This window comes from Methylomonas lenta, from assembly GCF_001644015.1.
Taxonomy (GTDB): domain Bacteria; phylum Pseudomonadota; class Gammaproteobacteria; order Methylococcales; family Methylomonadaceae; genus Methylomonas; species Methylomonas lenta.
Map to the genome: position 1 here is coordinate 25923 of NZ_LUUI01000149.1, position 21918 is coordinate 47840.

Below are 21918 nucleotides of genomic sequence, written 5' to 3' on the forward strand. Positions count from 1 at the left end.
AAGCTTGCCAACCAGATATATCAATTAGGTGAATGCAAGCGCATCAACAAAACCGCTTCATCACGTGTCATGCCACACGCCCTAACCAGCTCGTCAATAGTCGCCCCAGAATGTATTCTTTCGATGGCTTGCCTGTAAATCTGAGGCTGCTCGCTTTCACCTTCATCAATACTATCTCGGTCATACCCAGACAGGTATTCGGCATTATTTTGCTGAATTTCAATACTTTCCTGCACGTCTCTCAGAAGCGCTTCATTTGCCGACAAGCGCCTATCAACAGCTGCAGCAGCAGAACAAAGCCCTACAATATCATCACCACTGCGTTGAATTTGCAAAGCCAGGGCTTGATAAGCTTGCTTCAGTTTTTTTTGTTCGCGCTTAAGATTTAAAAATGCAACGACTACCAACAACAGCAAAATGATGGCAAAACCCGCAATACTCAACAAGAATAAATCATTCATCATACAATTTCATCGACATGCTGAGCCGGTTCGTCTTTCTGCTTAGAAGTATCTTCAGCAGTATGGTCATCCCTCGATTCCTGCTCTTGTTTATTAGCATTATTGTTTCTCTGCTGATTTCGCCTTATTTTATTAACACTAGACACTGCGGGACTAGGGCGAATTGGAGTAAGTTCTGACACAATCTATCTAATAATTGTTAAAACATATCCAGCTCAGCTTTTTCATCCTCGCTGAGAAACCTGTTCAAATCCACTAGAATCAGTAAATTATTGTCGCGACTGGTAACGCCTTGAATATATTTTGAACTCTCTTCATTGCCAACATTAGGCGCGGTTTCAATTTCCGAACCTCGCATCTCCACCACCTCCGCAACGCTATCTACTAGAATACCGATAATGTGCTTAGCGGTTTCGATAATCACAACGCGAGATGCATCATCAGGGGCCTTGGAAGGCAAACCAAAGCGATTACGGGTATCGATAACGGTGACCACATTCCCGCGCAAATTAATAATTCCCAGCACATATGATGGCGCCCCCGGCACGGGAGCAATTTCAGTAACACGCAGCACCTCCTGCACCTGCATGACGTTAATACCATACTTTTCTTCACCCAAACAAAAAGTTACCCACTGCATAACGGGATCGCTTTGCTTTTTATCTTCACTCATATTTTCATCCAAATATATTAGGTTGGTCGCCTTCTGTGGGGTACCAGTTGCTGTAAATCAATAATAGCCGTCAGCTCTTCGATAACGGTGCCGATCAACCATGGCTTCTTTTGTCGACTAGTACGCCACCTCACTTTATCGGGCCTAAGCTTACCTATGGATAGTATTTCGTCACATGCCAAGCCCCAGCGCTTATCCTTTGTAATTAGCACCCGCTTGAACGGATTCGTTTCCAAATCCCGCTGACTACCCCGACTTCTGCCAAAAATCAATTGCCCGGTATCTAGCACACCAATACGATTGTCCTGATCATCTAATAAGCCCAGAAACCAGGAAGGCTGCCCAGCTATTTTGCCAGGTTTTCGCTCAATTTTGATGGTCCGAGACAGCTCTGTCAGCGGAGTTGCCAGAATCAAATGCTCTACTTTAAAAAACAAGGCCTGGAACTCATGCTGCGCCCAATCCGGCATAATAGAAAGGGGATGCAATATGACTTGGTTCGCGCTAATACTAGACTGCGTTTGTAACGACTGAACCAGTGAATTATGGATAACCTCAGACTGCTCCGACTTCTGTTCGGAAACTTCTATCGGGTTAATCGAGCGCGACTCATCCTCATTCGACACAGCATCAGGCACTTCATCCAGCAGCTTGCTCAAATAGGCATCCAAGGCTAACTGCTGCTGAACTATAGTTTGCGGCGACTTTGCCTGATTCATACGCGGCTCACCAAAGGTTTTTCGGCTACATTATCTAGCAATAATTCCAATAATTCTGAATAGGCTTCGACCGCTTTGGCATTTTTATCTAACAAGGGCAAGGGCACACCTTGCTGACTGGCATCTCGCACTCTGGTATCAACCGGAATTACTGAATTCCAGATATTTCCCGGGTACTGCTGATGCAATACCAGCAGGCTTTCCCTGGCAGCACGCGTGCGCTTGTCAAACATGGTCGGCACAATGGTAAATTTAGGCGGCGTTTTGCGCGAATGGAACACCATATTAATAGTGTGCACCATCCTATCCAACCCTTTTATAGCCAAAAATTCAGCTAAAACAGGAATAATCAAATGATCGCAAGCTGCCAGGGCATTGATCATCAACACACCCAACATGGGCGGACTATCTATAATGACGTAGTCGTATTGATCTTTTAACTTACCCAGCGCAGTTGCCACTACCATGCCCATCCCGCCCATCTGCGCGACCTGTCTATCCAATGTAGCAATTGCGGTAGATGCCGGTAACACTGTCAGCCCATCAAACTCAGTTTTTGCTATATAAATACTGGGATTAACATCTTTCTTTTTTTCACTGGTATCACGAAACAGGTTATATACGCCAAGCTCAACTTCGTCCGGATTCATTCTAAAATAACTAGTCAATGAACCGTGAGGATCCAAATCAACCAACAAGGTCCTGAAGCCCCATGCAGACAGCAATCCTCCAAGGGTCACGACTGTAGTGGTTTTGCCTACACCACCTTTTTGATTTGATACAGACCAAATCTTCATTATTGAACCTGGGGATTCACTGCATTTCCAACGAGGTCGGCGGGTTCAGCTTCAGGTTGAGGCGCCAACTTCAAAGCTTTGGCGCGTTGAATGTCTGTCATGCCATATCGGGCAAAAGCTTGAGACATCAGCACTAAAACTACGCGACGATTTTTAAAGCGTCCTTCTTCGTTATTGTTATCGCCAATCGGATGAAATTCGCCATAGCCTACGGCCGATAAACGGTTAGGCGGTATTTCGTTTTTCACTAACTCTTTAACCACGTTGGTTGCACGGGCAGAGGATAAATCCCAATTTGAGGGATAAATACCTGTAGAAATTGGCACATCATCCGTATAGCCCTCAACATTAATCACATTGGGGACATGCCGCACCACTTCAGCTACCTTTTCAAGTACCGGTAAAGCCTTGCTCGACAATTCCGCCGAGCCGCTGGCGAATAATAATTCGCTATTCATTTCCAGCTCAACCCAAAAATCGTGTTTTTTAATGCCTACCAACTGACTCTCCACAAAAGGTTGCAACGCACGTTGAAATTCGTCCGAGACTTCGTTTAAGCGCCTTTTTTCTTCCATGATTTCTTCGCTTAATTGATGCTCTTCCTCTGTTACTGTCACCAGGTTTGGCAATTCAATTGGTTGAATTCGAGTGGGTATCTCGCCAACCTGAATGGGTTCAGCCGTTTTTGCTACTTTTAATGCTTTTGCTGCTTTATCATTATGAAACAACGCTTCATCTAGCGATTCGGAAAAGGTTTCGTATTTACCTTTGTTAACCGATGAAATTGAATACATCACCACAAAAAATGCAAACAACAAAGTAATGAAGTCGGCAAAAGACACCATCCAACGATCTTGATGCTCCGTTTCTTCGATGTATCTTTTTCTACGTCTGATCATGGGGGGTGCAGAACATTATTTTTCCAACATGAAGCCTGAGAGTTTTAATTCAATATTGCGCGGATTTTCACCCTCTGCAATAGAGGAAATCCCTTCTATCATCATTTCTCTCGCTTGTGAGGCACGAAAAACATGCGTTTTTAATTTGTTCGCAATTGGAATAAATAACAAGTTAGCCAGACCCACACCATAAATGGTCGCCACAAATGCAGTGGCAATACCACTACCTAACAACTCAGGCTTGGCTAGGTTTTGCATTACATGAATCAAGCCAATCACTGCCCCCATAATCCCTATCGTTGGCGAAAACCCGCCCATGGCGTCAAACACTTTCGCCGCCTGCAAATCCAAATGCTCCTTGGTTGCCAATTCCACCTCTAGGCAATCTCTAATCACCTCGGGCTCATTACCATCCACTAATAGTTGCAAACCTTTCTTGGCAAAGCTATCTTTTTCAGTATCGATAATCCCTTCTAATCCGAGCAGCCCTTCTTTTCTGGCCATCGTACTCCAGCGGACAATTTTCTCGATTTGCTTGTTAAGCTGAAGACTTTCCGGCTTAAAAATCCAAATGACTATCCGCATGCTACGTAAAAACACCCGCGGTGGAAATTGCAATAATGTCGCACCCAAAGTCCCTCCCACCACGATTACAAAGGCATGAGAGTTGACCAGCGAATCAAATTCACCACCTGCCATCAGGTTGCCGCCTATGATGGCGGAAAACCCTACCAATACCCCGATGATGCTTAAAATATCCATCAACTCAACTAATTAAAATGCGTTGGCAAATTCATCCAAGCGCTAAAGGGATAGACTGTCTTTATTCCCCTCAAGCCGACTTGGCTCTTGTCATGTTTAACATCTGCGTGTACGGCCAAACCTTTAGTGTAATAACTGTTCAAAAAAGCCAGCTGCCCAGAATCTTTTTTTTCGATTTAATTCCCAGCTTAATTAGCATATCTTTTCATCAAACCCGGCACATCCAGAATCAGGGCAATCTTTCCATCGCCGGTAATTGTTGCGCCTGACAAGCCGTCTAGACCTTGTAACTTGGCCCCCAACGCCTTGATAACCACTTCTTCCTGACCAATAAGTTGATCCACAACAAATCCCACATGCCGACCACCCGCATTGACCACAACCACATGCCCACTGGCTGGCATATCATTAGTGCGATCAGTCTCAGAAATCAGCCATTCATTCAAATAAAATAAAGGCATCGCTTTGTTTCTGACCATGACCACCAATTGATTATCAACTTTGTTGGTTTTACTCAAATCCAGATCAAGAATTTCCAGCACACTAGCCAAAGGCAATGCAAATGCCTGCCCGCCCAATTTAACCATCAGCGTTGGCATAATCGCCAATGTCAAAGGCACCTTGATGATGATGTTACTGCCTTTACCCTCTACAGAGTCGATTTCCACCACACCATTCATTTGTGCGATACGCGTTTTCACGACGTCCATACCAACGCCACGCCCGGAAACATCGGAAATTTCGGTTTTCGTTGAAAAACCTGGCATAAAGATCAGATTGTAGCATTCCTTATCATCCAGTCTGGCTGCACTCTCTTCATCCATCAAGCCCTTTTCCACCACTATGGCGCGCAATACATCCGGGTTCATCCCCTTGCCATCATCTTTAATTGAAAGCTGAATGTGGTCCCCTTCCTGAGATGCCTTGAGTATCACAACCCCTTCTCGCGGCTTACCTTTTGCAGTACGCTCGTCAGGCATTTCGATGCCGTGATCAACCGCATTTCTGACCAAATGCACCAAAGGATCAGCTAAAGCTTCAACCAGATTTTTATCTAAATCGGTTTCTTCACCGATCAATTCCAGTCGAATCTCTTTTTTCAAATTTCGCGCCAAGTCCCGCACCACTCGAGGAAAGCGACCGAATACTTTCTTAATCGGCTGCATGCGGGTTTTCATAACTGCTAATTGCAAATCTGCCGTCACTACATCCAGATTGGAGATAGCTTTAGATAATTGCTCACCAGCTTCAGCATTGGCTTTGAGGGTTTGAAAGCGATTACGCACCAATACCAACTCACCCACCATATTCATAATATCGTCGAGAATCTGAGTATCAACACGCACCGTGGTTTCGGCCTGTGCGACAGCAGTAGGTTTGGCTTTTTCCACAGATACCTCGACTGAGATATCTTTAGTGCTGGCTTTATCGGCTCCGGTTTGCTGCGGAGCATTGACTTTAGCTTCTACAAGTGGAGCAGGTGCTGGCTTCGGTACCTTAGGCTTAATCTCAGCGGCTGGATGCACAGGAGATATTTTGGCTTGTTGAGCGACACTGGCATCAAATTTCCCTTTACCGTGCAGCTCATCAAGCAGTTGTTCAAATTCGGCCTCGGTTATATCGTCAGAATTGGCGGGTTCTGTAGCCGTAGAAACCAGCGCCTTGAACTGCCCTTTTCCGTGCAATTCGTCCAATAGATTTTCAAATTCATCTTCGGTAATGAGGTCATTATTGCCACCAGCTGCAGACGATAGATTTTTTTGGGTTGTTGGAGACCCACCTTTGCCATGCAAGGCATCAAGTAAGTCTTCAAACTCTTCTTCAGTAATCTCGTCCGCTTCCAAACGCGACTCTGAAGGCGCGGGTCGCACACCCGCGTCTAACAAGGATTCAAATTCCTGAGCCACCTGATCCAGGTCTGTAATATTTGCCATAACAGGCTCGGCTGCTATAACTTGTATCGAGGCTGGTTCATTATCATTACTGGCATAAGCTTTTAATCTAGCCAATAATTCGGTTGGCGCAGCTTCCGGCGGCTCACCGGCGCGCACGCGGGCAAACATATCATTGACAATGTCCAACACCTGCAAAATAACATCCATCAATTCTGCAGTGACTTGACGATCACCTTGCCTCAATACATTAAATACATCTTCAGCGCTATGGCAAATTTCGACCAACTCATGAATAGCCAAAAATCCGGCGCCACCTTTGACGGTATGAAAGCCACGAAAGATTGCATTCAACAAATCAAAATCGTCGGGTGATTGCTCCAGAACGACTAATTGCTCACTTAACTGCTCAAGGATCTCTCCTGCCTCAACCAGAAAGTCCTGTAAAATTTCGTCGTCTAGATCAATCGCCATAGATCACCCCTCAAAAACCCAGGCTAGACAATAAGTCATCAACATCCACCTGATTAGTGGCAACCCCGCCTTCTTTATCATCCACCCCTGGCACCACCGGCCCCGGCAATTCAGGTTGACTTTGTTGCAAGGCTGCTTTTGGCGCTTTGCTGCCAGCGATACTAATCATTTTGACCATACTGCCTTCCAGCTCTTGAACCAATTCAATTACCCTGCGAATAATCTGCCCGGTAATATCTTGAAAGCCTTGCGCCATTAAAATATCATTCAAGCCTGACTGAACTTGTTGCAAGCTAATTTTAGATTCTTTAAAGTGTAGAGAGATCTCCTCACTCATGGCTTTAAACTCTTCCAATGGCATTTCTCTACCCAGGAAACGATCCCATTTGGTAGACAATTGTTCAATTTGCTCGCTGAGTACCTGAGAGACGGGTAATAGTGTCTCGACAACGGTCAAAGTCTGATCTGCGGCTTGCTCCGTCATTGAAATAACATAGCGCAAACGTTCTTTAGCATCTGGGATATCACGCTCAGTCATGGCTGTGATTTTAGCCTCCACACTAAAACTGATCATCGAGTCATGTAGTTGGCGCGTCAAACGTCCAATTTCTTTAAACAGCTGAGTTTCCCTAAGCCCAGCCAGCTCATCCAATAAGACACCTACTGCGACTTCATCGCCTTTTTCGAGCGCCGTTACCAAGTCTTTAGCTAATCCAAGAAGATCAGTATTCATATCCAATTCTCCCGACCTTAGCCTTCGATACGCTCAAATATTTTTTCGATTTTTTCTTTTAGTGTGGCTGCGGTAAAGGGTTTTATTACATAGCCGTTAACACCCGCTTGGGCCGCCATGATGATCTGCTCACGCTTGGCTTCTGCGGTCACCATTAATACTGGCAAAGTGGCTAAATTTGGATTGGCTCTGACAGCTTTTAATAAATCAATACCCGACATGCCTGGCATATTCCAGTCTGTAACCAGAAAATCTATACCGCCTCTTTCCAGGATGGGTAAGGCGGTTTTGCCATCGTCCGCCTCTAAGGTATTAGTAAAACCGAGGTCTTTTAATAAATTTTTTACTATTCTCCGCATTGTCGAAAAATCGTCGACAACCAGAATTTTCATATTTTTATTCAAGGAAAATCTCCACCCTGATCACTTCATTTTAAAGAATATGTTTTTTGCCGTGAAACCGGATAAAACCCTATTAATAATGCCTAAACGCGCGAACCATTATCATTCCCTTCCAACCAATCTGCAAGCCGGGCCCGAAGCCGTAACATGGCTTGACTACATATCTGGCTAACTCGAGATTCACTCACATTCAGTACCAGGCCAATCTCACGCAAATTCAGTTCTTCATCGTAATACAGTGAAACGACTAAGCGTTCTCTTTCCGGTAATTCGGCAATGGCTTTGGCTAAGGCCTGCTGAAAGTTTTGTTGGATTAGTTGCTCTTCAGGTTGGTAATTGGTGTGGATATCATCAATGACGCTGTCTTCGCCTTGAATAAGCTCTTCGACACTAAAGGTTTTACAGGACGCCGTGTCTTGCAAAATATGCCTATATTCCTCCAAACCAATACCCATATGACCAGCCACTTCAGTGTCTTTGGCCTCGCGCCCGATTTGATTTTCCACTTCGCGGATTGCTCCAGCCAGCATACGAGCTTTTTTATGCACCGAGCGCGGCGTCCAGTCAGCCCTGCGCAATTCATCCAACATGGCGCCCCGGATACGTATGCCAGCATACGTCTCAAAACTAGCACCTTGCCCAGCATCGTAATTTTTAATGGCCTCTAAGAGCCCGAGCATTCCAGACTGGATTAGATCGTCAAGTTGCACAGCATCTGGTAGACGCCCCATCAAATGGTAGGCAATGCGCTTAACCAACGGTGCATGCTGAATCACCAAATCATCGGCGGTTCCAGCTTGCACAGCAGCATACATTGCCGCACCACTCACGCAACATTCTCCCGGGCACTATATTGAATCATGCGTTCAACAAAAAACTCCAAATAGCCGCCGGCATTAGACTTGATAGGCCAGTGATCAATTTTGCGCGCCAAATTTTTTATCGCCAGTGCCGACTTGCTTTGCGGAAAGGCTTCTACCACTGGCGTCTGTTTTTGCACCGATTTTTTTAAGTACTCATCACTAGGGACTGCACCCACAAATTGCAAAGCCACATCAAGATAACGATCGGTAACCTTGCTTAATTTGTTAAACAATGCCTGACCGTGCTCAGCCGTTTGCACCATATTGGCTATGATGTGAAAACTATTTAGCCCGTAATCACGGTTTAGTAATTTGATGTAGGCATATGCATCGGCCAACGAAGTCGGCTCATCGCAAACGACCACTATAATTTCCTGACAGGCACGAGCAAAGTTAACCACACTGGCGGAAATACCGGCCGCCGTGTCGACAATCAATACATCCAATTCTTTATCGATCTCACTAAAGGCGCGGATAACACTGGCCTGTTCGACATTACTCAAATCCGACATGCGTTGAATCCCAGACGATGCAGGGATAACCTTCAATCCGGCCGGCCCGGTCATCATGATTTGCTTCAGAGTTTTTTCGCCACTTAATACATGCGATAAATTGAACTCTGGGAACATGCCCAGTAAAATATCAACATTGGCCAAGCCCATATCCGCATCCAATATAGCTACCCGGCGGCCCACTTTAGCCAAGGCCACCCCGATATTCACGGATAAATTGGTTTTACCGACCCCACCCTTACCGCTGGTCACAGCGATTACTCGCACTGGTTTCATTTGTCTCATCTGTCTTATTCCAGCTGCCTGATCCAACGACTTATGCATGGTATTCCGCCATCCAATGGTCATAATTGAACGTATCAGTATAATCACCTTCGTTTTGCAATTGCATGCATTGCTGAATCAAGGTATCAGCTTCGGGTGCATAAATATCCTCCGGCACTTGCTGGCCGTCGGTAATGAATGATAGAGGCATGCGGCGTTCAATCAATGCTGACAACGCTGTCGCTTTGCTTACTGCCTCATCAAATTTGGTAAGTATAGTTGCTTGTGGCTGAAGAATTTGAAATGCCTCCATAATTTCCATCGCCGCCTTGTATTGCGTAGTTGCAGACATCACCAGATAAGGCTGGATAGGCAAATCATCTTGTTGCAAAGTTCTAATTTGTTCGGCAAGCCGCAAATCGCGCTGACTCATACCGGCGGTGTCGATCAAAATCAGTCGCTTGTCAGAAAAGCTATTGATATGTTGACGCAGCTCTTCCGCATCGCCAGCCATCCGCACAGGCACATCCAAAATTTTTCCGTAGGTACTGATTTGTTCATGCGCACCGATACGGTAGTTATCGGTGGTGATCAAGGCTATCTGCCGCGTACCATGTTTGAGGATAAATTGCGCAGCCAGCTTGGCAATCGTAGTGGTTTTACCCACGCCGGTTGAGCCTACAAGTGCAGCAATTCCTCCCTGCTCCAGTAAGCGATCTTCTGCAATAGGCACTATCCTGGTCAGCAATTCCTGAGACTTAGCCAAAGCCGTTTCAAATTGTTTATGACCACCCACACGATAGGTGATTTTGTCCGCAAGATTTTTTGTGAACCCCGCATCTAACAAGCGTTCCAACAATTCATGTCGCATAGACTGCTCGCCAATTTGCGGCAGATGCGTGATGCTGGATAATTTACTATCCAACAGTGCGCGCATATCTTTCATTTCTTTGCGCATATCATCCATGAACTTATCAGATGTAGACGGCTGAGCAGGTTTAACTGCCGCCGCAACCGCTGGCTTGTGTGAGGGCTCTGCTGCCGCCCAAGTAGATTTATCTGCTGGTTTAAGTTTTTCGGCTATTTTCTGCGCATTAACACTACCCAACTGGACTTTTTCGGCATACCCCAGATACTGATCCATATTCCTGCGCACTGGATTTTCTTTTTCACTTCCCGGTTTACGCGCACTACTGAGCAACTGCGCCGGTTTATTGTCACCGGCAAACTCAGGCAAATCATATTTTTTTAGGCGTTTGGCAACCAATTCGTCTTCATGTTGCTGCTTGAGATTCTTATGTATCACTTGCTCATCAAAATCACGGGCAGCTACAATCTCAACACCACCATCCACTGAGCGGTTGGACATAATAACCGCGTCAGCGCCCAGTTCTTCTTTGACCATACGCATAGCCTGACGTATATCTGCTGCAAAAAAGCGTTTGATTTTCATCGCTTGTCCTCATAAATCATTAAGTACGTTGACCTACGGTCGAAACTACCCGGATTTGTCTATCCTGAGGAATTTCGTTATAGGCTAGTACATGTAAGCCGGGTATCGAATGACGAACGAAGCGGGCCAGCCAGGGCCGGATGAAAGATGAAACCAACAATATTGCCGACTGCCCTTCCATTTCCATGCGTTGAGCACTTTCTTCCAGAGACTGATGCATTTGTTCTGCTAAGCCGGGCTCCAACCCTGCACCACCTTCACTCGCCGTCTGCAATGACTTATGCAATATCTGTTCCAGACTTTGGTCAAGCGTAATTACAGGGATTTCCATCTGTACCCCATTGATTTCATGGACAATTGAGCGTCCAAGCGCGGCTCGAACCGCTGACGTCAGGATGTCCGGATCTTGACTCTTAACACCATACTCCGCCAAAGTTTCGGCGATGGAGCGTATATCTCTAATCGACACCCGCTCTAGCAGCAAATTTTGCAGCACCTTGACCACCACACCCAACTGCAAGGTTTTAGGCACCAAATCTTCGACTAACTTGGGTGCAACCTTGGCCAGGTTATCCATCAGCTGTTGCGCTTCTTCATAACCAAATAATTCATGCGCATTGCCTTGCAAAATATGGCTCAAATGCGTTGCAACTACCGTCCCTGGATCGACTACGGTATATCCAAGCGTTTGAGCATGATCTTTTTGCGCCACTTCAATCCATACAGCATCCAAACCAAAAGCAGGATCTTTACAAGCCGTCCCTTGCAAAGTACCAAACACTCGCCCCGGATTGATAGCCATTTCCTTTTCCGGCATGATCTCGGCCTCGCCTACAGTGACCCCCATCAATGAAATTCGATAAGCCGTCGGCGATAAATCCAGGTTATCGCGAATATGCACCGATGGGATCAAAAAACCCAACTCTTGTGACAGTTTTTTACGTACGCCTTTGATACGCGTCATCAGCTGACCACCCTGGCTTCTATCCACCAATGGAATCAATCTATAACCCACTTCCAAGCCGATAGTGTCTACCGGCATGACGTCATCCCAGCCCAGCTCCTTAATCTCAGCCTTAGCCATTTGCTGCTGCGGAGAAACAATACGCTCCATTTCTAAAGCCTTGTCTTCTTCGAGCTTACGTCGACGATCAATTAAATAGGCCGCGCCAGCCAATGTTGATGCCAGTAGAATAAAAACCATATTAGGCATACCGGGAATAATTCCCAGCAAACCCATCACAACTGCCGTCACTACTAGCGTTCTAGGGTCTTCAAATAGCTGAGCGGATACCTGCTGCCCCAAGTCCTGCTTGCTACCTCTAACCCGGGTGACCACCATGGCCGATGCCACCGACAACAACAAAGCTGGAATCTGTGCCACCAAACCATCACCAATGGTCAACAATACGTAAGCGTTGGCGGCTTCGGCAAAACTCATATCATGCTGCCCTACACCAATCGCCAAACCGCCTATCATATTGACGAACAAAATAATGATGCCGGCTACCGCATCACCGCGCACAAATTTACTGGCACCATCCATAGAACCATAAAAGTCTGCTTCGGCGGCGACCTCTTCCCGCCTGGCCCTGGCTTCATCTTGGTTGATTAAGCCGGAATTCATATCGGCATCAATTGCCATCTGCTTACCCGGCATAGCATCTAAAGTAAAACGCGCGCTAACTTCGGCCACACGTCCCGCACCTTTGGTAACCACTACAAAATTGATGACCACCAAAATAGCGAACACCACGATACCCACGGCAAAATTACCGCCAATAACAAACGATCCAAATGCCTCGATCACCTTGCCGGCAGCGTCGCCGCCTTCATGGCCTTTCATAAGCACCACTCGAGTAGAGGCAACATTTAAGGCCAATCGCAACAACGTCGCCATCAAAATCACCGTTGGGAATGAAGCGAATTCCAATGGTTTCATGCTGTAAATCACCACCAGCAAAATAATCAAAGAAAAGGCGATATTGAAGGTAAAAAACAGATCGAGCATGAAAGCTGGCAACGGCAACACCAACAATGCCAACAACATGACAATAAGCACTGGCGCGCCCAAGCCCATGCTGGTTAGTGATTTCAATGTGCTTATGATTTTTGCAAGATCCATGATTGACTCGATTTGATTTTATTGCCTGAATTCATCAGGCACTTGCACATCACTCGGCGGCACCGGCTTGCCCCAGCCATTTTGTGTCGCAGCCCGCAGCTGAAAAACATAGGCTAAAACTTGCGCCACAGCCAGAAACAGTCCGCGCGGAATTTCCTGATTTAATTCGGTGGAATAATATAAAGCTCTGGCCAGAGAAGGTGCTGCCACCAGGGTTACTTTGTTTGCCAAAGCGAGATTACGAATCTGTGCAGCCACCAAATCCGTGCCCTTTGCCACCAGTATTGGTGCGCCACTACCATTTGGGTCATATTTTAAAGCCACGGCAAAATGCGTCGGATTAGTAACAATGACATCAGCACTCGGCACGGCCTCCATCATGCGTCGCTGGGCAGCCTGCATTTGCATCTGCCGAATCTTGCCTTTTAATTCCAGACTGCCTTCCGATTCTTTGGCTTCATCACGCACTTCCTGTTTAGTCATTTTTAGTTGGCGCTGATGATTCCATAATTGATAAGGCACATCAATTAACACCAACAATAACAAGGTCGAACTCAACACTAATACCGACATGACTAAAATTTCGCCCGTCCGAAATAGCGCTTGATCAAGATTCAACCGGCTTAACGACATGAAATCGTCAAAATATACTTTAAACAAATTCCAGGCCACAAAACCAATCAAAATCACTTTGATGATAGCCTTGATCAATTCGACCACACCTTGTATACCAATAATTTTTTTGATGCCCTGCAGCGGATTGAGTTTGGAGAACTTTGGCTGCAGCGCTTCGTCAGCAAAATTCCAGCCGCCCATCAATAATGGCGTCAATAAATCCGCAATCATCAAGATAATCATCAACGGGGCAATCACACTGTAGCCCTCGACTATAGCTGTCTCAAAATACATGATCGGCGCATTGGGGTCGAAAATGACTTCACGCGACAATTCAAACTGATGTTTCATCATGTCCACCAACCCGCTGACCATGTATCGACCCAGATAAAAAAACAACGCCGCACTAACTATCATGGTTACAAAAGTGTTTAACTCTTTAGATCGAGGTACTTGTCCTTTTTTTCGCGAGTCGGAGAGTCTTTTACTGGTCGCGTCTTCTGTTTTGTCCTGACCGGAATCGTCTGCCATCAGCTTATTCTCAAAAGCTGACTAATAAGAATAAATCCCTCGTGCAATTTGTCCGCAAACCCTTCCAGCATGGTGGACAGCCCGATCCAGATCAGCAGCATTCCCAATAAAATAGTGATCGGAAAGCCGACACCAAACAACTGCAACTGAGGTGCAGCTTTGGAGGCAATCCCAAAGCTAATGTTGACGAATAACAGTGTTGCCATCACCGGCAATGCCAACAAAACACCGCCGGCAAATATTTGACTACTCCAAGTGATCATTCCCCACAGCCCAGCCTTATCTAAACTGCCGGTAGTAACCGGCAACGTGGTAAAACTCTGCGCTATCATCTCGATCAGCAATAAATGCCCATCAACTGCCAAAAATAGCAAGCTGGAGGCAATTACAAACAACTGAGCTATCACGGGCGTTTGCACCCCTGTAGCCGGATCCACCATGGATGCGAAGCCTAACCCCATACCATAGGCGATGGTCTGGCCCGCAAATAACATAATAGAAAACACCATTTGCAAAATAAAGCCGGTTGATATTCCCAACATTAATTGATGTATTGTTACCAGCCAGCCTTGCGAACTAAATAAGTCGATAGCAGGCATTGCCGGCAAAGTTGGCATGATGACAAAAGTGATCAATAAACTCAGCATGACGCGCAAACGCGCCGGCACCGCTTTGACACTCAAAACCGGAATGGAAATAAACATGGCGCTCACGCGCATGAAGGGCCATACGAATGAGGCAAGATAAGCTATAAGTTCGTCTTCTCTAAAATTCATCCTATCAAAGAAGGAATTTCGCGCATCAAGTCTTGAAAATAATCGATGAGCATTTGCAGCATACCTGGACCTGCAACCATCAAAACCACAATGATGGTTGCCAGCTTTGGGATAAAGGTCAGCGTTTGTTCTTGGATTGACGTAGCAGCCTGGAACATGGAAACCACTAAACCGACCGCCAAGGAGGATAATAAAATCGGCCCCATCAGTTTTAAGGATATCCAGACTGTTTCCTGCGCAATCACGGAAATGGTTTCCGGCGTCATCATTTCGACACCCCCAAATTAGACATAAAAACTGGCTGCCAACATTTCCAAAACCAACGACCAGCCATCGGCCAGCACAAACAACATGATTTTGAACGGCAACGAAATAATCATGGGGGATAACATCATCATGCCCATCGACATCAACACACTGGCAACCACCAGGTCAATGACTAAAAACGGTAAAAATATCAAAAAACCAATCTGAAACGCGGTTTTAAGCTCACTGGTGACATACGCCGGCAGCAACAATGAAAAAGGCACGTCTTCAGGTTTGTTAATATTCTGTTTGCCGGAGATGCGCACGAACATGTCAATATCAGTCTCTCGAGTTTGCCGCAGCATGAATTGTTTAATCGGCTCTGAAGCGCTTTGCAGTGCTGTAGTTATGTCGATTTTTTCTTCCAGATAAGGTTGAACCGCTGAGTCGTTAATTTTTTCTAAAACCGGCATCATGATGAATATAGTTAAAAACAACGATAAGCCTAGCAATACCTGATTACTCGGGGCCTGCTGCGCACCCAAGGCTTGCCGCAACAAACCCAACACGATCATGATGCGAGTAAATGATGTCATGGTTAACAACAATGCTGGCAGTAACGTCAGCATTGTCATGATCGCCAAAATTTGTATGGTTACGGTATAACTTTCACCGCCTTTGGGGTTTGTAGTTACTGTAATCGCTTCAATCCCTGGTGGCGCAGCCCACACATTCTGTGACATCAACAGGGCAAAAATACCTACCAAAGTTAATATCAACGATGCTTTAAACATCGATTTTACCTTGTAGGACTTGCTGTAGTTTTTTAGCAAAAAGCCCGTTATCAGCAGCGTCGGTTTGATTCTGAAATAGCCGCGAATCACCCTCAAGTTCTAATAACTTATCCACACGACCAGGCGTAACGCCTAGCAATAGCTGCTTTTCTCCGACTTTTACTAAGACTAGCTTTTCCCGCATGCCTAATGACAATCCGGAAACGATGGCCAGCTGTTTTTTGTTCACAAAAGACAAGTTGCCACTTTTACGTAACAACCACATAAAAATTCCAAAAATCGCCAAGACGACAATCAAAGCCAATACCCACTGCAAAACATCTGCATAAGAAACAACTTTTGCAGATTGCTTTTGCACTTCCAGCTCTTCAGCCCACGTTGAAGTAAACCTTATGCAACCATAACAAATTGCCAGCAGTTGAATTTTAGACATTAGCCTAACTTTCTCACCCGTTCTGATGGGCTAATGATGTCTGTCAACCGAATGCCAAACTTATCATTCACCACCACCACCTCGCCATGAGCCACCAAAGTGCCATTAACCAGTACATCCATCGGCTCACCTGCAAATCGATCCAGCTCGACAACCGACCCCTGATTCAACTGTAACAAATTTCGAATATTTATTCGTGTCCGCCCAATTTCCAGTGAAACGGTTACCGGCACATCCAGGATGACATCTAACTTTACCTCATCAGCGCTTTGATAATTTTTTTGCTTAGTATCCTCAAAGTGTGGAAAATCGGCAGCCTCATATCCGCGTGTATTTTTTTTCCCAGCTTGCTGCTCCTTCATGGCATCACCCCAGTCGGCTTCGGCTTCTCCCTGAGCTTGTTCCGTCATCGCATCACCCCAATCAGCCTCGGCTTCGCCCTTAGCTTGCTCATTCATCGCAGCTGACCAGTCATCGGCTGCTTCATCATTTTCACTCATGCTTTGATCCTTCTAATCTATCGATTATTATCCATAGTCACTTTTTCGACTATTTCAATGGCGTAATTTCCATCCGACAACCCAAGCTTTCCAATGAATACCGGCACCTTTTCCACCTCTAAAAACACAGTTTCTGGCATATCAATTGGAATGACATCACCTTGTTTTAACTCAATCACATCACTGATACGCATCTCTTTTTCGATCAGATTACAATTTATAACCACCTCGCCACGCATCATTTCTGCTCTTAAGGCTTCCTGCCAACGACCATCTATTTCCCCACGATCACTGGTTACTGCATCCAGCAACTCTCGAATGGGTTCAATCATGCTATAAGGCATAGCAATATTGATATCACCACCGCCACCTTCTAGCTCAACATGAATTGTCGAGATCACTACTATTTCAGCCGGGCTGACTATGTTTGCAAATTGCGGATTCACTTCCGAATTAATATATTCAAATTCTAAATCCATTACCGGTTTCCAGGCTTCCTCGTAATCTTTGAAAATCATACCGATAATCAAACGAATCACCCGCATTTCTGTTGGCGTAAACTCTCGACCTTCTACCTTGTTATAAAACTGGCCACCGCCACCAAAGAAATTATCCACAGCGGTAAACACTAAACGAGGCTCCATTACGATAAGAGCACGCCCTCGCAAGGGCGACATACGTATTACATTTAAATTGGTTGGAACGAATAACCCTTGAATAAACTCTGAAAATTTTTGTACTTGAATGCCTGATACTGAAATTTCCGCAGACCGTCTGAGAAAGTTAAATAGCGATATTCGAAAATAGCGCGCAAAACGCTCGTTAACCATTTCCAGCGTTGGCATCCTGCCACGAACAATACGCTCTTGACTGGTAAAGTCATATATTCTGGTAGATGTAATGGCTTCATCATTTTCATCACCTGTTTCCACATCACCATCATCGACACCATGCAGTAAAGCATCAATTTCTTCCTGCGAAAGTAAGTCTGAGCTCGACATTTATTGCATTACAAATTCAGTAAAAAATACATCTTTAACCGGATTTTTCTTGGTCATTTTTTCCATCACATTCCCAATTTCACTCAACATCTTAGCCTGCAATTCCTTTTTACCTTCTATGGATTTAGCCTTATCAGCACCCACCGAACTAATCAACATCAACAAATTGTTTCGTATCATAGGCTCGTGTTTTTTGAGCGCCTCAACATCGGACTCACTTTTAATTAATACAGAAACTGATATCTTTATGATCTTTGCACTGGATTCGGGAGGAAAGTTCACCATCAAGGGATCAACCAAGTCATAGTAGACCTCTGGCTCAACAACCTCATCAGCTTTAGTCGCTTCTACCTTATCCTGCTTTTGATCCGCTGAATTTTGTTCTGCATCTGCGGGTTTATTCATAAAAAAGAAATAGCCGCCAGCCGCCGCACCAAGCAATAACACAATAATCGAAATTATCAGGATCATTTTCTTGGAAGATTTTTTTTCTAGGGGGGGAGTTTCAGCCATGCTTTATCCTTTTTTCATTATAAAAGCAAAAAATAAGCCAACATTAATTGACGCAGAATTGTTAGTATCGTCAACCAATTTGTTGATTGATAATACAAGAAAAAACATTGTTTTAGAATAATAGCCTAAACACTAACTGAATTGTAGTCTGCTTATGGCAATAAGAAAGCGATTGGACACTTATTGAGAGGATGTAACTGCCGGAAATATGACACACCGCAGCAAAAAAGGAGACAGCGACAAAGAAACTGAATGCTCTTTGTCGCTTTGATCGATTTACAAAGTATTTACCGCATTTAAATCTTTAAAGGCTTGCTCTAATCGAGTCACCATACCTACTTGAGCGGCACGTTGCCAAACGCGAGGATCATAGTATTTTTTGTTTGGTTTATCAGCACCATCCGGGTTGCCGATTTGAGCTTGCAGATAACCTTCGTTCTTTTTATAGAACTCCATTACGCCTGCCCAGCTAGCCCATTGAGTATCGGTATCGATGTTCATTTTGACTACGCCATAACTAATCGATTCCTGGATTTCTTCTGGAGTAGAGCCTGAACCGCCATGGAATACAAAATTTAAAGCATTGTTTGGCAAACTGAATTTTTCAGAAACATATTTTTGTGAGTCAGCCAGAATGGTTGGCGTCAATTTCACATTACCCGGCGAGTAAACACCATGAACATTGCCGAATGAAGCTGCGATAGTGAACCTATCACTGACTTTGCTCAGCACTTCATAGGCATAAGCGACATCTGCTGGTTGCGTATACAATGCAGAGTGATCCATGCCACTATTATCAACGCCGTCTTCTTCACCACCTGTGCAACCTAATTCGATTTCCAGAGTCATGCCCATTTTGGACATGCGCTCCAAATATTTGGCGCAGGTTGCGATGTTTTCTTCCAGACTTTCTTCTGATAAATCCAGCATATGCGAGCTGAACAAAGGCTTACCGTGTGCAGCAAAATATTTTTCACCTGCATCCAACATGCCGTCAATCCATGGCAGCAATTTCTTAGCTGCGTGATCGGTATGCAGTATAACCGGTACACCATAAAGTTCTGCCATGGCATGAACGTGGTGCGCACCAGAAATTGCACCAACAATTGAACAACCTTGGCCATCCAGTTTCAAACCTTTACCAGCCACAAAAGCAGCGCCGCCATTTGAAAATTGAATAACAACAGGCGACTTTACTTTTGCAGCCGCTTCTAAAACTGAATTGATGGTATCGGTACTGATTACATTTACTGCTGGTAAAGCAAATTTATTTTCTTTGCAAATAGCAAAGACCTTCTGAACATCTTCACCGGTTACAACGCCGGGTTTAACTACATCTAATATTGTTGTCATGCAATGAATCCTGCTGAAGAATCCGGTTATGCCTTTTGAGCATAATCCAGACTATATCGAAATGGAGGGTGCGCAGAAATTAAATTCTGCGCACAGTCTTGTCTTTTATTAAGCTTCCAGGCTTGCCAAACGATCTGACAATAATTTTTCCAGAGTTTCAAGCGCCTTAGTAAAGCCATCTATACCTTCAGCCAATTTTTCGTTGGCCATCCGGTTTTCTGCGTGCATAGCTTCAAAAGTTGCTTTATCAACACTTATCTTTTCTATGGATGCAGATGAAGCTTTGGCTGGATCAAGTTTACGTGGCAAATCGCCTTCAACAGATTGCAATTCAGCCAGCAATGAAGGTGCGATGGTTAATAAGTCGCAACCTGCTAACTCAGTTATTTCACCAACGTTTCTAAAGCTTGCGCCCATAACTTCGGTTTTATAGCCAAATTTTTTGTAGTAGTTATAAACTTCTGTCACCGACAATACGCCTGGATCTTCTGCTGGTGCATAAGAATCTTTACCAGTATCTTTTTTGTACCAATCCAGAATTCTGCCAACAAATGGTGAAATCAGGGTGATTCCATTTTCAGCGCATGCAATTGCTTGATGCATACCGAAAAGTAAAGTCAAATTACAAGTAATGCCTTCTTTTTCCAGCACTGCCGCAGCTTGAATACCTTCCCAGGTTGAAGCAATTTTAATCAGAATACGTGATTTTGAAATACCAGCTGCTTCATATTGAGCTATTAACTCACGACCTTTAGCAATTGTAGCTTCAACGTCGAACGACAATCTTGCATCAACTTCAGTAGAAACACGACCGGGGATGATTTCCAGAATTTTTAAACCAAACGATACAGCCAACCGATCAAACGCTAAAGATACCACTTCAGCTGCAGCTGCACTGGCACCCAAAGTTTCTCTAGCCGCTTTCAAAGTGTCATCAACAATACCTTGATATTGTGGCATTTGAGCTGCTGCTGTAATCAATGAAGGATTGGTAGTAGCATCGCGCGGTTTGAATGTCTCAATCGCTTGAATGTCACCAGTGTCTGCAACTACAACTGTCATTTCTCGTAGTTGCTCAAGTAAGTTTCTTGCCATGTAGATATCCTCGTTAAGTTATTAAAATGTTTTACGCGTTCAATAACGGTTTGGTTTGCATATCATAGATAGGAGGATATGCAAATAATTAGCTAAAAACCGCTATTGATGAGTGGGTTTATTTGACGTTGAAAAGCAAAATCGCCACTCCTCGCAGCCCTTATCTATATTTAGCAGACAATTAAGGCGCATAGTGTGGCGATTCATTAAAAATACAACATAAACAATTGATCAGGCATGCCTGGTCAATTGGAATTAGCGCATTGATCAGACTTTATCACGCAAATATTTTTCAACACCCGTTACTTTGGAAGCAGCAACTGCTCTATCTTTAACAATCTGCTTAGCCATGTATTTGGCGACACCTGTAGAAGGATAAGTTTCAACTTGTTTTTCCAAATATTTAGCCACACCTGTTTTATTGATACCCACTTTCTCCAAGTATTTTTCTACACCTGTTGAACCGTCGGCTGAAGCTACATAATTGTTTTCGGGTACTGATTTCTTGTTGCTTTTGCTTACACCTAAGCCACCGGTTTTTTTGCTATAGACAAAAAATCCTGCTATGGCGATAACTACTAAACCAATATAAGAAAAGTCAGAAGAGGCTTCTTTTTCAGATTGAATAACCTCTACAGAAGCACTTGCTGATGTTGCAGATGCAGATGATTTTGTTGAGCCATTAGCACTTGGTGCAGCGGGGCTGTGTTTGTAATCTGCATCACTGAACAAAACTTTTGGCTGATAGTTTGCTGCAGGAAAGTTTTCATCAATTTCAGTTGCTTGAACGCTAGCAGGTTTTGACTTAGGCGCGTTTTGAGTCGCGCTTTCATCGCTAAAAATCACCTTGGGTTGAAAATCAGCCGCAGGATAGTCAGATTCAGCCATTGCCGCAGAACTAGCAAAAACTAATACTGCTAAAACGACTTTAGTTAATTCATTTTTTTTCACGTTTACCACCTATGATTCGTTGAAACTGTTTTGAGGTCCAGCTTGCTGAACCTCAATTTTTAATTATTAAAGCACTGCTTCC

At 44.6% G+C, this 21918-nt stretch carries 24 protein-coding genes; all 24 read right to left on the reverse strand.

The window, feature by feature from the left end; all coding sequences use genetic code 11:
* Positions 1–20: 20 nt before the first annotated feature.
* Positions 21–461, reverse strand: a complete 441-nt coding sequence (locus tag A1359_RS18115; RefSeq protein ID WP_198159400.1) for a DUF2802 domain-containing protein — start codon at positions 459–461, stop codon at positions 21–23.
* 199 nt (positions 462–660) lie between these two features.
* The gene (locus A1359_RS18125) at positions 661–1134 is read right to left on the reverse strand and encodes a chemotaxis protein CheW (RefSeq protein WP_066986582.1); all 474 of its coding nucleotides are present in this window, start codon (positions 1132–1134) and stop codon (positions 661–663) included.
* Positions 1135–1151: 17 nt separating this feature from the next.
* Positions 1152–1853: a chemotaxis protein CheW gene (locus A1359_RS18130; RefSeq protein ID WP_066986585.1), complete on the reverse strand. Its 702-nt coding sequence runs from the start codon at positions 1851–1853 to the stop codon at positions 1152–1154.
* Positions 1850–2650 carry a ParA family protein gene (locus tag A1359_RS18135; RefSeq protein ID WP_066986588.1) on the reverse strand — a complete coding sequence of 267 codons (801 nt, stop codon included), beginning with the start codon at positions 2648–2650 and terminating at the stop codon, positions 1850–1852. The genes A1359_RS18130 and A1359_RS18135 overlap by 4 nt, the downstream gene beginning before the upstream one ends.
* The gene (gene motD / locus A1359_RS18140; protein WP_066986592.1) at positions 2650–3549 is read right to left on the reverse strand and encodes a flagellar motor protein MotD; all 900 of its coding nucleotides are present in this window, start codon (positions 3547–3549) and stop codon (positions 2650–2652) included. Before motD ends, A1359_RS18135 begins: the two co-directional genes overlap by 1 nt.
* Before the next feature lie 15 nt (positions 3550–3564).
* Entirely contained in the window at positions 3565–4311 is a 747-nt protein-coding gene (locus A1359_RS18145; protein ID WP_066986595.1) for a flagellar motor protein, read from the reverse strand.
* Between the two features lie 188 nt (positions 4312–4499).
* Positions 4500–6677, reverse strand: coding sequence for a chemotaxis protein CheA (locus A1359_RS18150; protein ID WP_066986598.1), 2178 nt, complete (start codon positions 6675–6677; stop codon positions 4500–4502).
* 10 nt (positions 6678–6687) lie between these two features.
* On the reverse strand, positions 6688–7410 hold the full coding sequence (locus tag A1359_RS18155) for a protein phosphatase CheZ (protein WP_066986601.1): 723 nt from the start codon (positions 7408–7410) through the stop codon (positions 6688–6690).
* A 17-nt stretch (positions 7411–7427) separates the two neighbouring features.
* Complete coding sequence (cheY, locus tag A1359_RS18160) at positions 7428–7814, reverse strand: chemotaxis response regulator CheY (protein WP_269747945.1); 387 nt, start codon at positions 7812–7814, stop codon at positions 7428–7430.
* Between the two features lie 80 nt (positions 7815–7894).
* Entirely contained in the window at positions 7895–8626 is a 732-nt protein-coding gene (locus A1359_RS18165) for an RNA polymerase sigma factor FliA (RefSeq protein ID WP_198159401.1), read from the reverse strand.
* An 11-nt stretch (positions 8627–8637) separates the two neighbouring features.
* The gene (locus A1359_RS18170) at positions 8638–9471 is read right to left on the reverse strand and encodes a MinD/ParA family protein (RefSeq protein ID WP_066986610.1); all 834 of its coding nucleotides are present in this window, start codon (positions 9469–9471) and stop codon (positions 8638–8640) included.
* A gap of 31 nt (positions 9472–9502) precedes the next feature.
* On the reverse strand, positions 9503–10903 hold the full coding sequence (flhF, locus tag A1359_RS18175) for a flagellar biosynthesis protein FlhF (protein WP_066986613.1): 1401 nt from the start codon (positions 10901–10903) through the stop codon (positions 9503–9505).
* A gap of 19 nt (positions 10904–10922) precedes the next feature.
* Entirely contained in the window at positions 10923–13028 is a 2106-nt protein-coding gene (gene flhA / locus A1359_RS18180; protein ID WP_066986617.1) for a flagellar biosynthesis protein FlhA, read from the reverse strand.
* Between the two features lie 18 nt (positions 13029–13046).
* Positions 13047–14174 carry a flagellar biosynthesis protein FlhB gene (flhB, locus tag A1359_RS18185; RefSeq protein ID WP_066986619.1) on the reverse strand — a complete coding sequence of 376 codons (1128 nt, stop codon included), beginning with the start codon at positions 14172–14174 and terminating at the stop codon, positions 13047–13049.
* A complete protein-coding gene (gene fliR, locus A1359_RS18190; RefSeq protein ID WP_066986622.1) occupies positions 14174–14950 on the reverse strand; it encodes a flagellar biosynthetic protein FliR in 777 nt (258 codons plus the stop codon). The genes flhB and fliR overlap by 1 nt, the downstream gene beginning before the upstream one ends.
* Entirely contained in the window at positions 14947–15216 is a 270-nt protein-coding gene (gene fliQ / locus A1359_RS18195; protein ID WP_066986651.1) for a flagellar biosynthesis protein FliQ, read from the reverse strand. Before fliQ ends, fliR begins: the two co-directional genes overlap by 4 nt.
* Before the next feature lie 18 nt (positions 15217–15234).
* Complete coding sequence (gene fliP / locus A1359_RS18200) at positions 15235–15990, reverse strand: flagellar type III secretion system pore protein FliP (RefSeq protein ID WP_066986624.1); 756 nt, start codon at positions 15988–15990, stop codon at positions 15235–15237.
* Positions 15983–16423, reverse strand: a complete 441-nt coding sequence (gene fliO, locus A1359_RS18205; protein WP_066986627.1) for a flagellar biosynthetic protein FliO — start codon at positions 16421–16423, stop codon at positions 15983–15985. Before fliO ends, fliP begins: the two co-directional genes overlap by 8 nt.
* Positions 16423–16785: a flagellar motor switch protein FliN gene (fliN, locus tag A1359_RS18210; RefSeq protein WP_408606561.1), complete on the reverse strand. Its 363-nt coding sequence runs from the start codon at positions 16783–16785 to the stop codon at positions 16423–16425. Before fliN ends, fliO begins: the two co-directional genes overlap by 1 nt.
* Positions 16786–16940: 155 nt before the next feature.
* A complete protein-coding gene (gene fliM, locus A1359_RS18215) occupies positions 16941–17924 on the reverse strand; it encodes a flagellar motor switch protein FliM (RefSeq protein WP_066986633.1) in 984 nt (327 codons plus the stop codon).
* Positions 17925–18437 (reverse strand): flagellar basal body-associated FliL family protein, encoded by a 513-nt coding sequence (locus A1359_RS18220; RefSeq protein ID WP_066986636.1) that lies wholly within the window; start codon positions 18435–18437, stop codon positions 17925–17927.
* A 276-nt stretch (positions 18438–18713) separates the two neighbouring features.
* Positions 18714–19790 carry a class II fructose-bisphosphate aldolase gene (gene fbaA, locus A1359_RS18225; protein ID WP_066986639.1) on the reverse strand — a complete coding sequence of 359 codons (1077 nt, stop codon included), beginning with the start codon at positions 19788–19790 and terminating at the stop codon, positions 18714–18716.
* 108 nt (positions 19791–19898) lie between these two features.
* Entirely contained in the window at positions 19899–20885 is a 987-nt protein-coding gene (locus A1359_RS18230; RefSeq protein WP_066986642.1) for a transaldolase, read from the reverse strand.
* 267 nt (positions 20886–21152) lie between these two features.
* The gene (locus tag A1359_RS18235; RefSeq protein ID WP_066986645.1) at positions 21153–21836 is read right to left on the reverse strand and encodes a hypothetical protein; all 684 of its coding nucleotides are present in this window, start codon (positions 21834–21836) and stop codon (positions 21153–21155) included.
* Between the last annotated feature and the right edge of the window lie 82 nt (positions 21837–21918).

Excerpts from the sequence above, each read along its gene's own strand:
- A1359_RS18115 (WP_198159400.1), bottom strand. The coding sequence starts at position 461 with ATGAATGATTTATTCTTGTTGAGTATTGCGGGTTTTGCCATCATTTTG.
- A1359_RS18125 (WP_066986582.1), bottom strand. The coding sequence starts at position 1,134 with ATGAGTGAAGATAAAAAGCAAAGCGATCCCGTTATGCAGTGGGTAACT.
- A1359_RS18130 (WP_066986585.1), bottom strand. The coding sequence starts at position 1,853 with ATGAATCAGGCAAAGTCGCCGCAAACTATAGTTCAGCAGCAGTTAGCC.
- A1359_RS18135 (WP_066986588.1), bottom strand. The coding sequence starts at position 2,650 with ATGAAGATTTGGTCTGTATCAAATCAAAAAGGTGGTGTAGGCAAAACC.
- motD (WP_066986592.1), bottom strand. The coding sequence starts at position 3,549 with ATGATCAGACGTAGAAAAAGATACATCGAAGAAACGGAGCATCAAGAT.
- A1359_RS18145 (WP_066986595.1), bottom strand. The coding sequence starts at position 4,311 with ATGGATATTTTAAGCATCATCGGGGTATTGGTAGGGTTTTCCGCCATC.
- A1359_RS18150 (WP_066986598.1), bottom strand. The coding sequence starts at position 6,677 with ATGGCGATTGATCTAGACGACGAAATTTTACAGGACTTTCTGGTTGAG.
- A1359_RS18155 (WP_066986601.1), bottom strand. The coding sequence starts at position 7,410 with ATGAATACTGATCTTCTTGGATTAGCTAAAGACTTGGTAACGGCGCTC.
- A1359_RS18165 (WP_198159401.1), bottom strand. The coding sequence starts at position 8,626 with ATGTATGCTGCTGTGCAAGCTGGAACCGCCGATGATTTGGTGATTCAG.
- A1359_RS18170 (WP_066986610.1), bottom strand. The coding sequence starts at position 9,471 with ATGAGACAAATGAAACCAGTGCGAGTAATCGCTGTGACCAGCGGTAAG.
- flhF (WP_066986613.1), bottom strand. The coding sequence starts at position 10,903 with ATGAAAATCAAACGCTTTTTTGCAGCAGATATACGTCAGGCTATGCGT.
- flhA (WP_066986617.1), bottom strand. The coding sequence starts at position 13,028 with ATGGATCTTGCAAAAATCATAAGCACATTGAAATCACTAACCAGCATG.
- flhB (WP_066986619.1), bottom strand. The coding sequence starts at position 14,174 with ATGGCAGACGATTCCGGTCAGGACAAAACAGAAGACGCGACCAGTAAA.
- fliR (WP_066986622.1), bottom strand. The coding sequence starts at position 14,950 with ATGAATTTTAGAGAAGACGAACTTATAGCTTATCTTGCCTCATTCGTA.
- fliQ (WP_066986651.1), bottom strand. The coding sequence starts at position 15,216 with ATGACGCCGGAAACCATTTCCGTGATTGCGCAGGAAACAGTCTGGATA.
- fliP (WP_066986624.1), bottom strand. The coding sequence starts at position 15,990 with ATGTTTAAAGCATCGTTGATATTAACTTTGGTAGGTATTTTTGCCCTG.
- fliO (WP_066986627.1), bottom strand. The coding sequence starts at position 16,423 with ATGTCTAAAATTCAACTGCTGGCAATTTGTTATGGTTGCATAAGGTTT.
- fliN (WP_408606561.1), bottom strand. The coding sequence starts at position 16,785 with ATGAAGGAGCAGCAAGCTGGGAAAAAAAATACACGCGGATATGAGGCT.
- fliM (WP_066986633.1), bottom strand. The coding sequence starts at position 17,924 with ATGTCGAGCTCAGACTTACTTTCGCAGGAAGAAATTGATGCTTTACTG.
- A1359_RS18220 (WP_066986636.1), bottom strand. The coding sequence starts at position 18,437 with ATGGCTGAAACTCCCCCCCTAGAAAAAAAATCTTCCAAGAAAATGATC.
- fbaA (WP_066986639.1), bottom strand. The coding sequence starts at position 19,790 with ATGACAACAATATTAGATGTAGTTAAACCCGGCGTTGTAACCGGTGAA.
- A1359_RS18230 (WP_066986642.1), bottom strand. The coding sequence starts at position 20,885 with ATGGCAAGAAACTTACTTGAGCAACTACGAGAAATGACAGTTGTAGTT.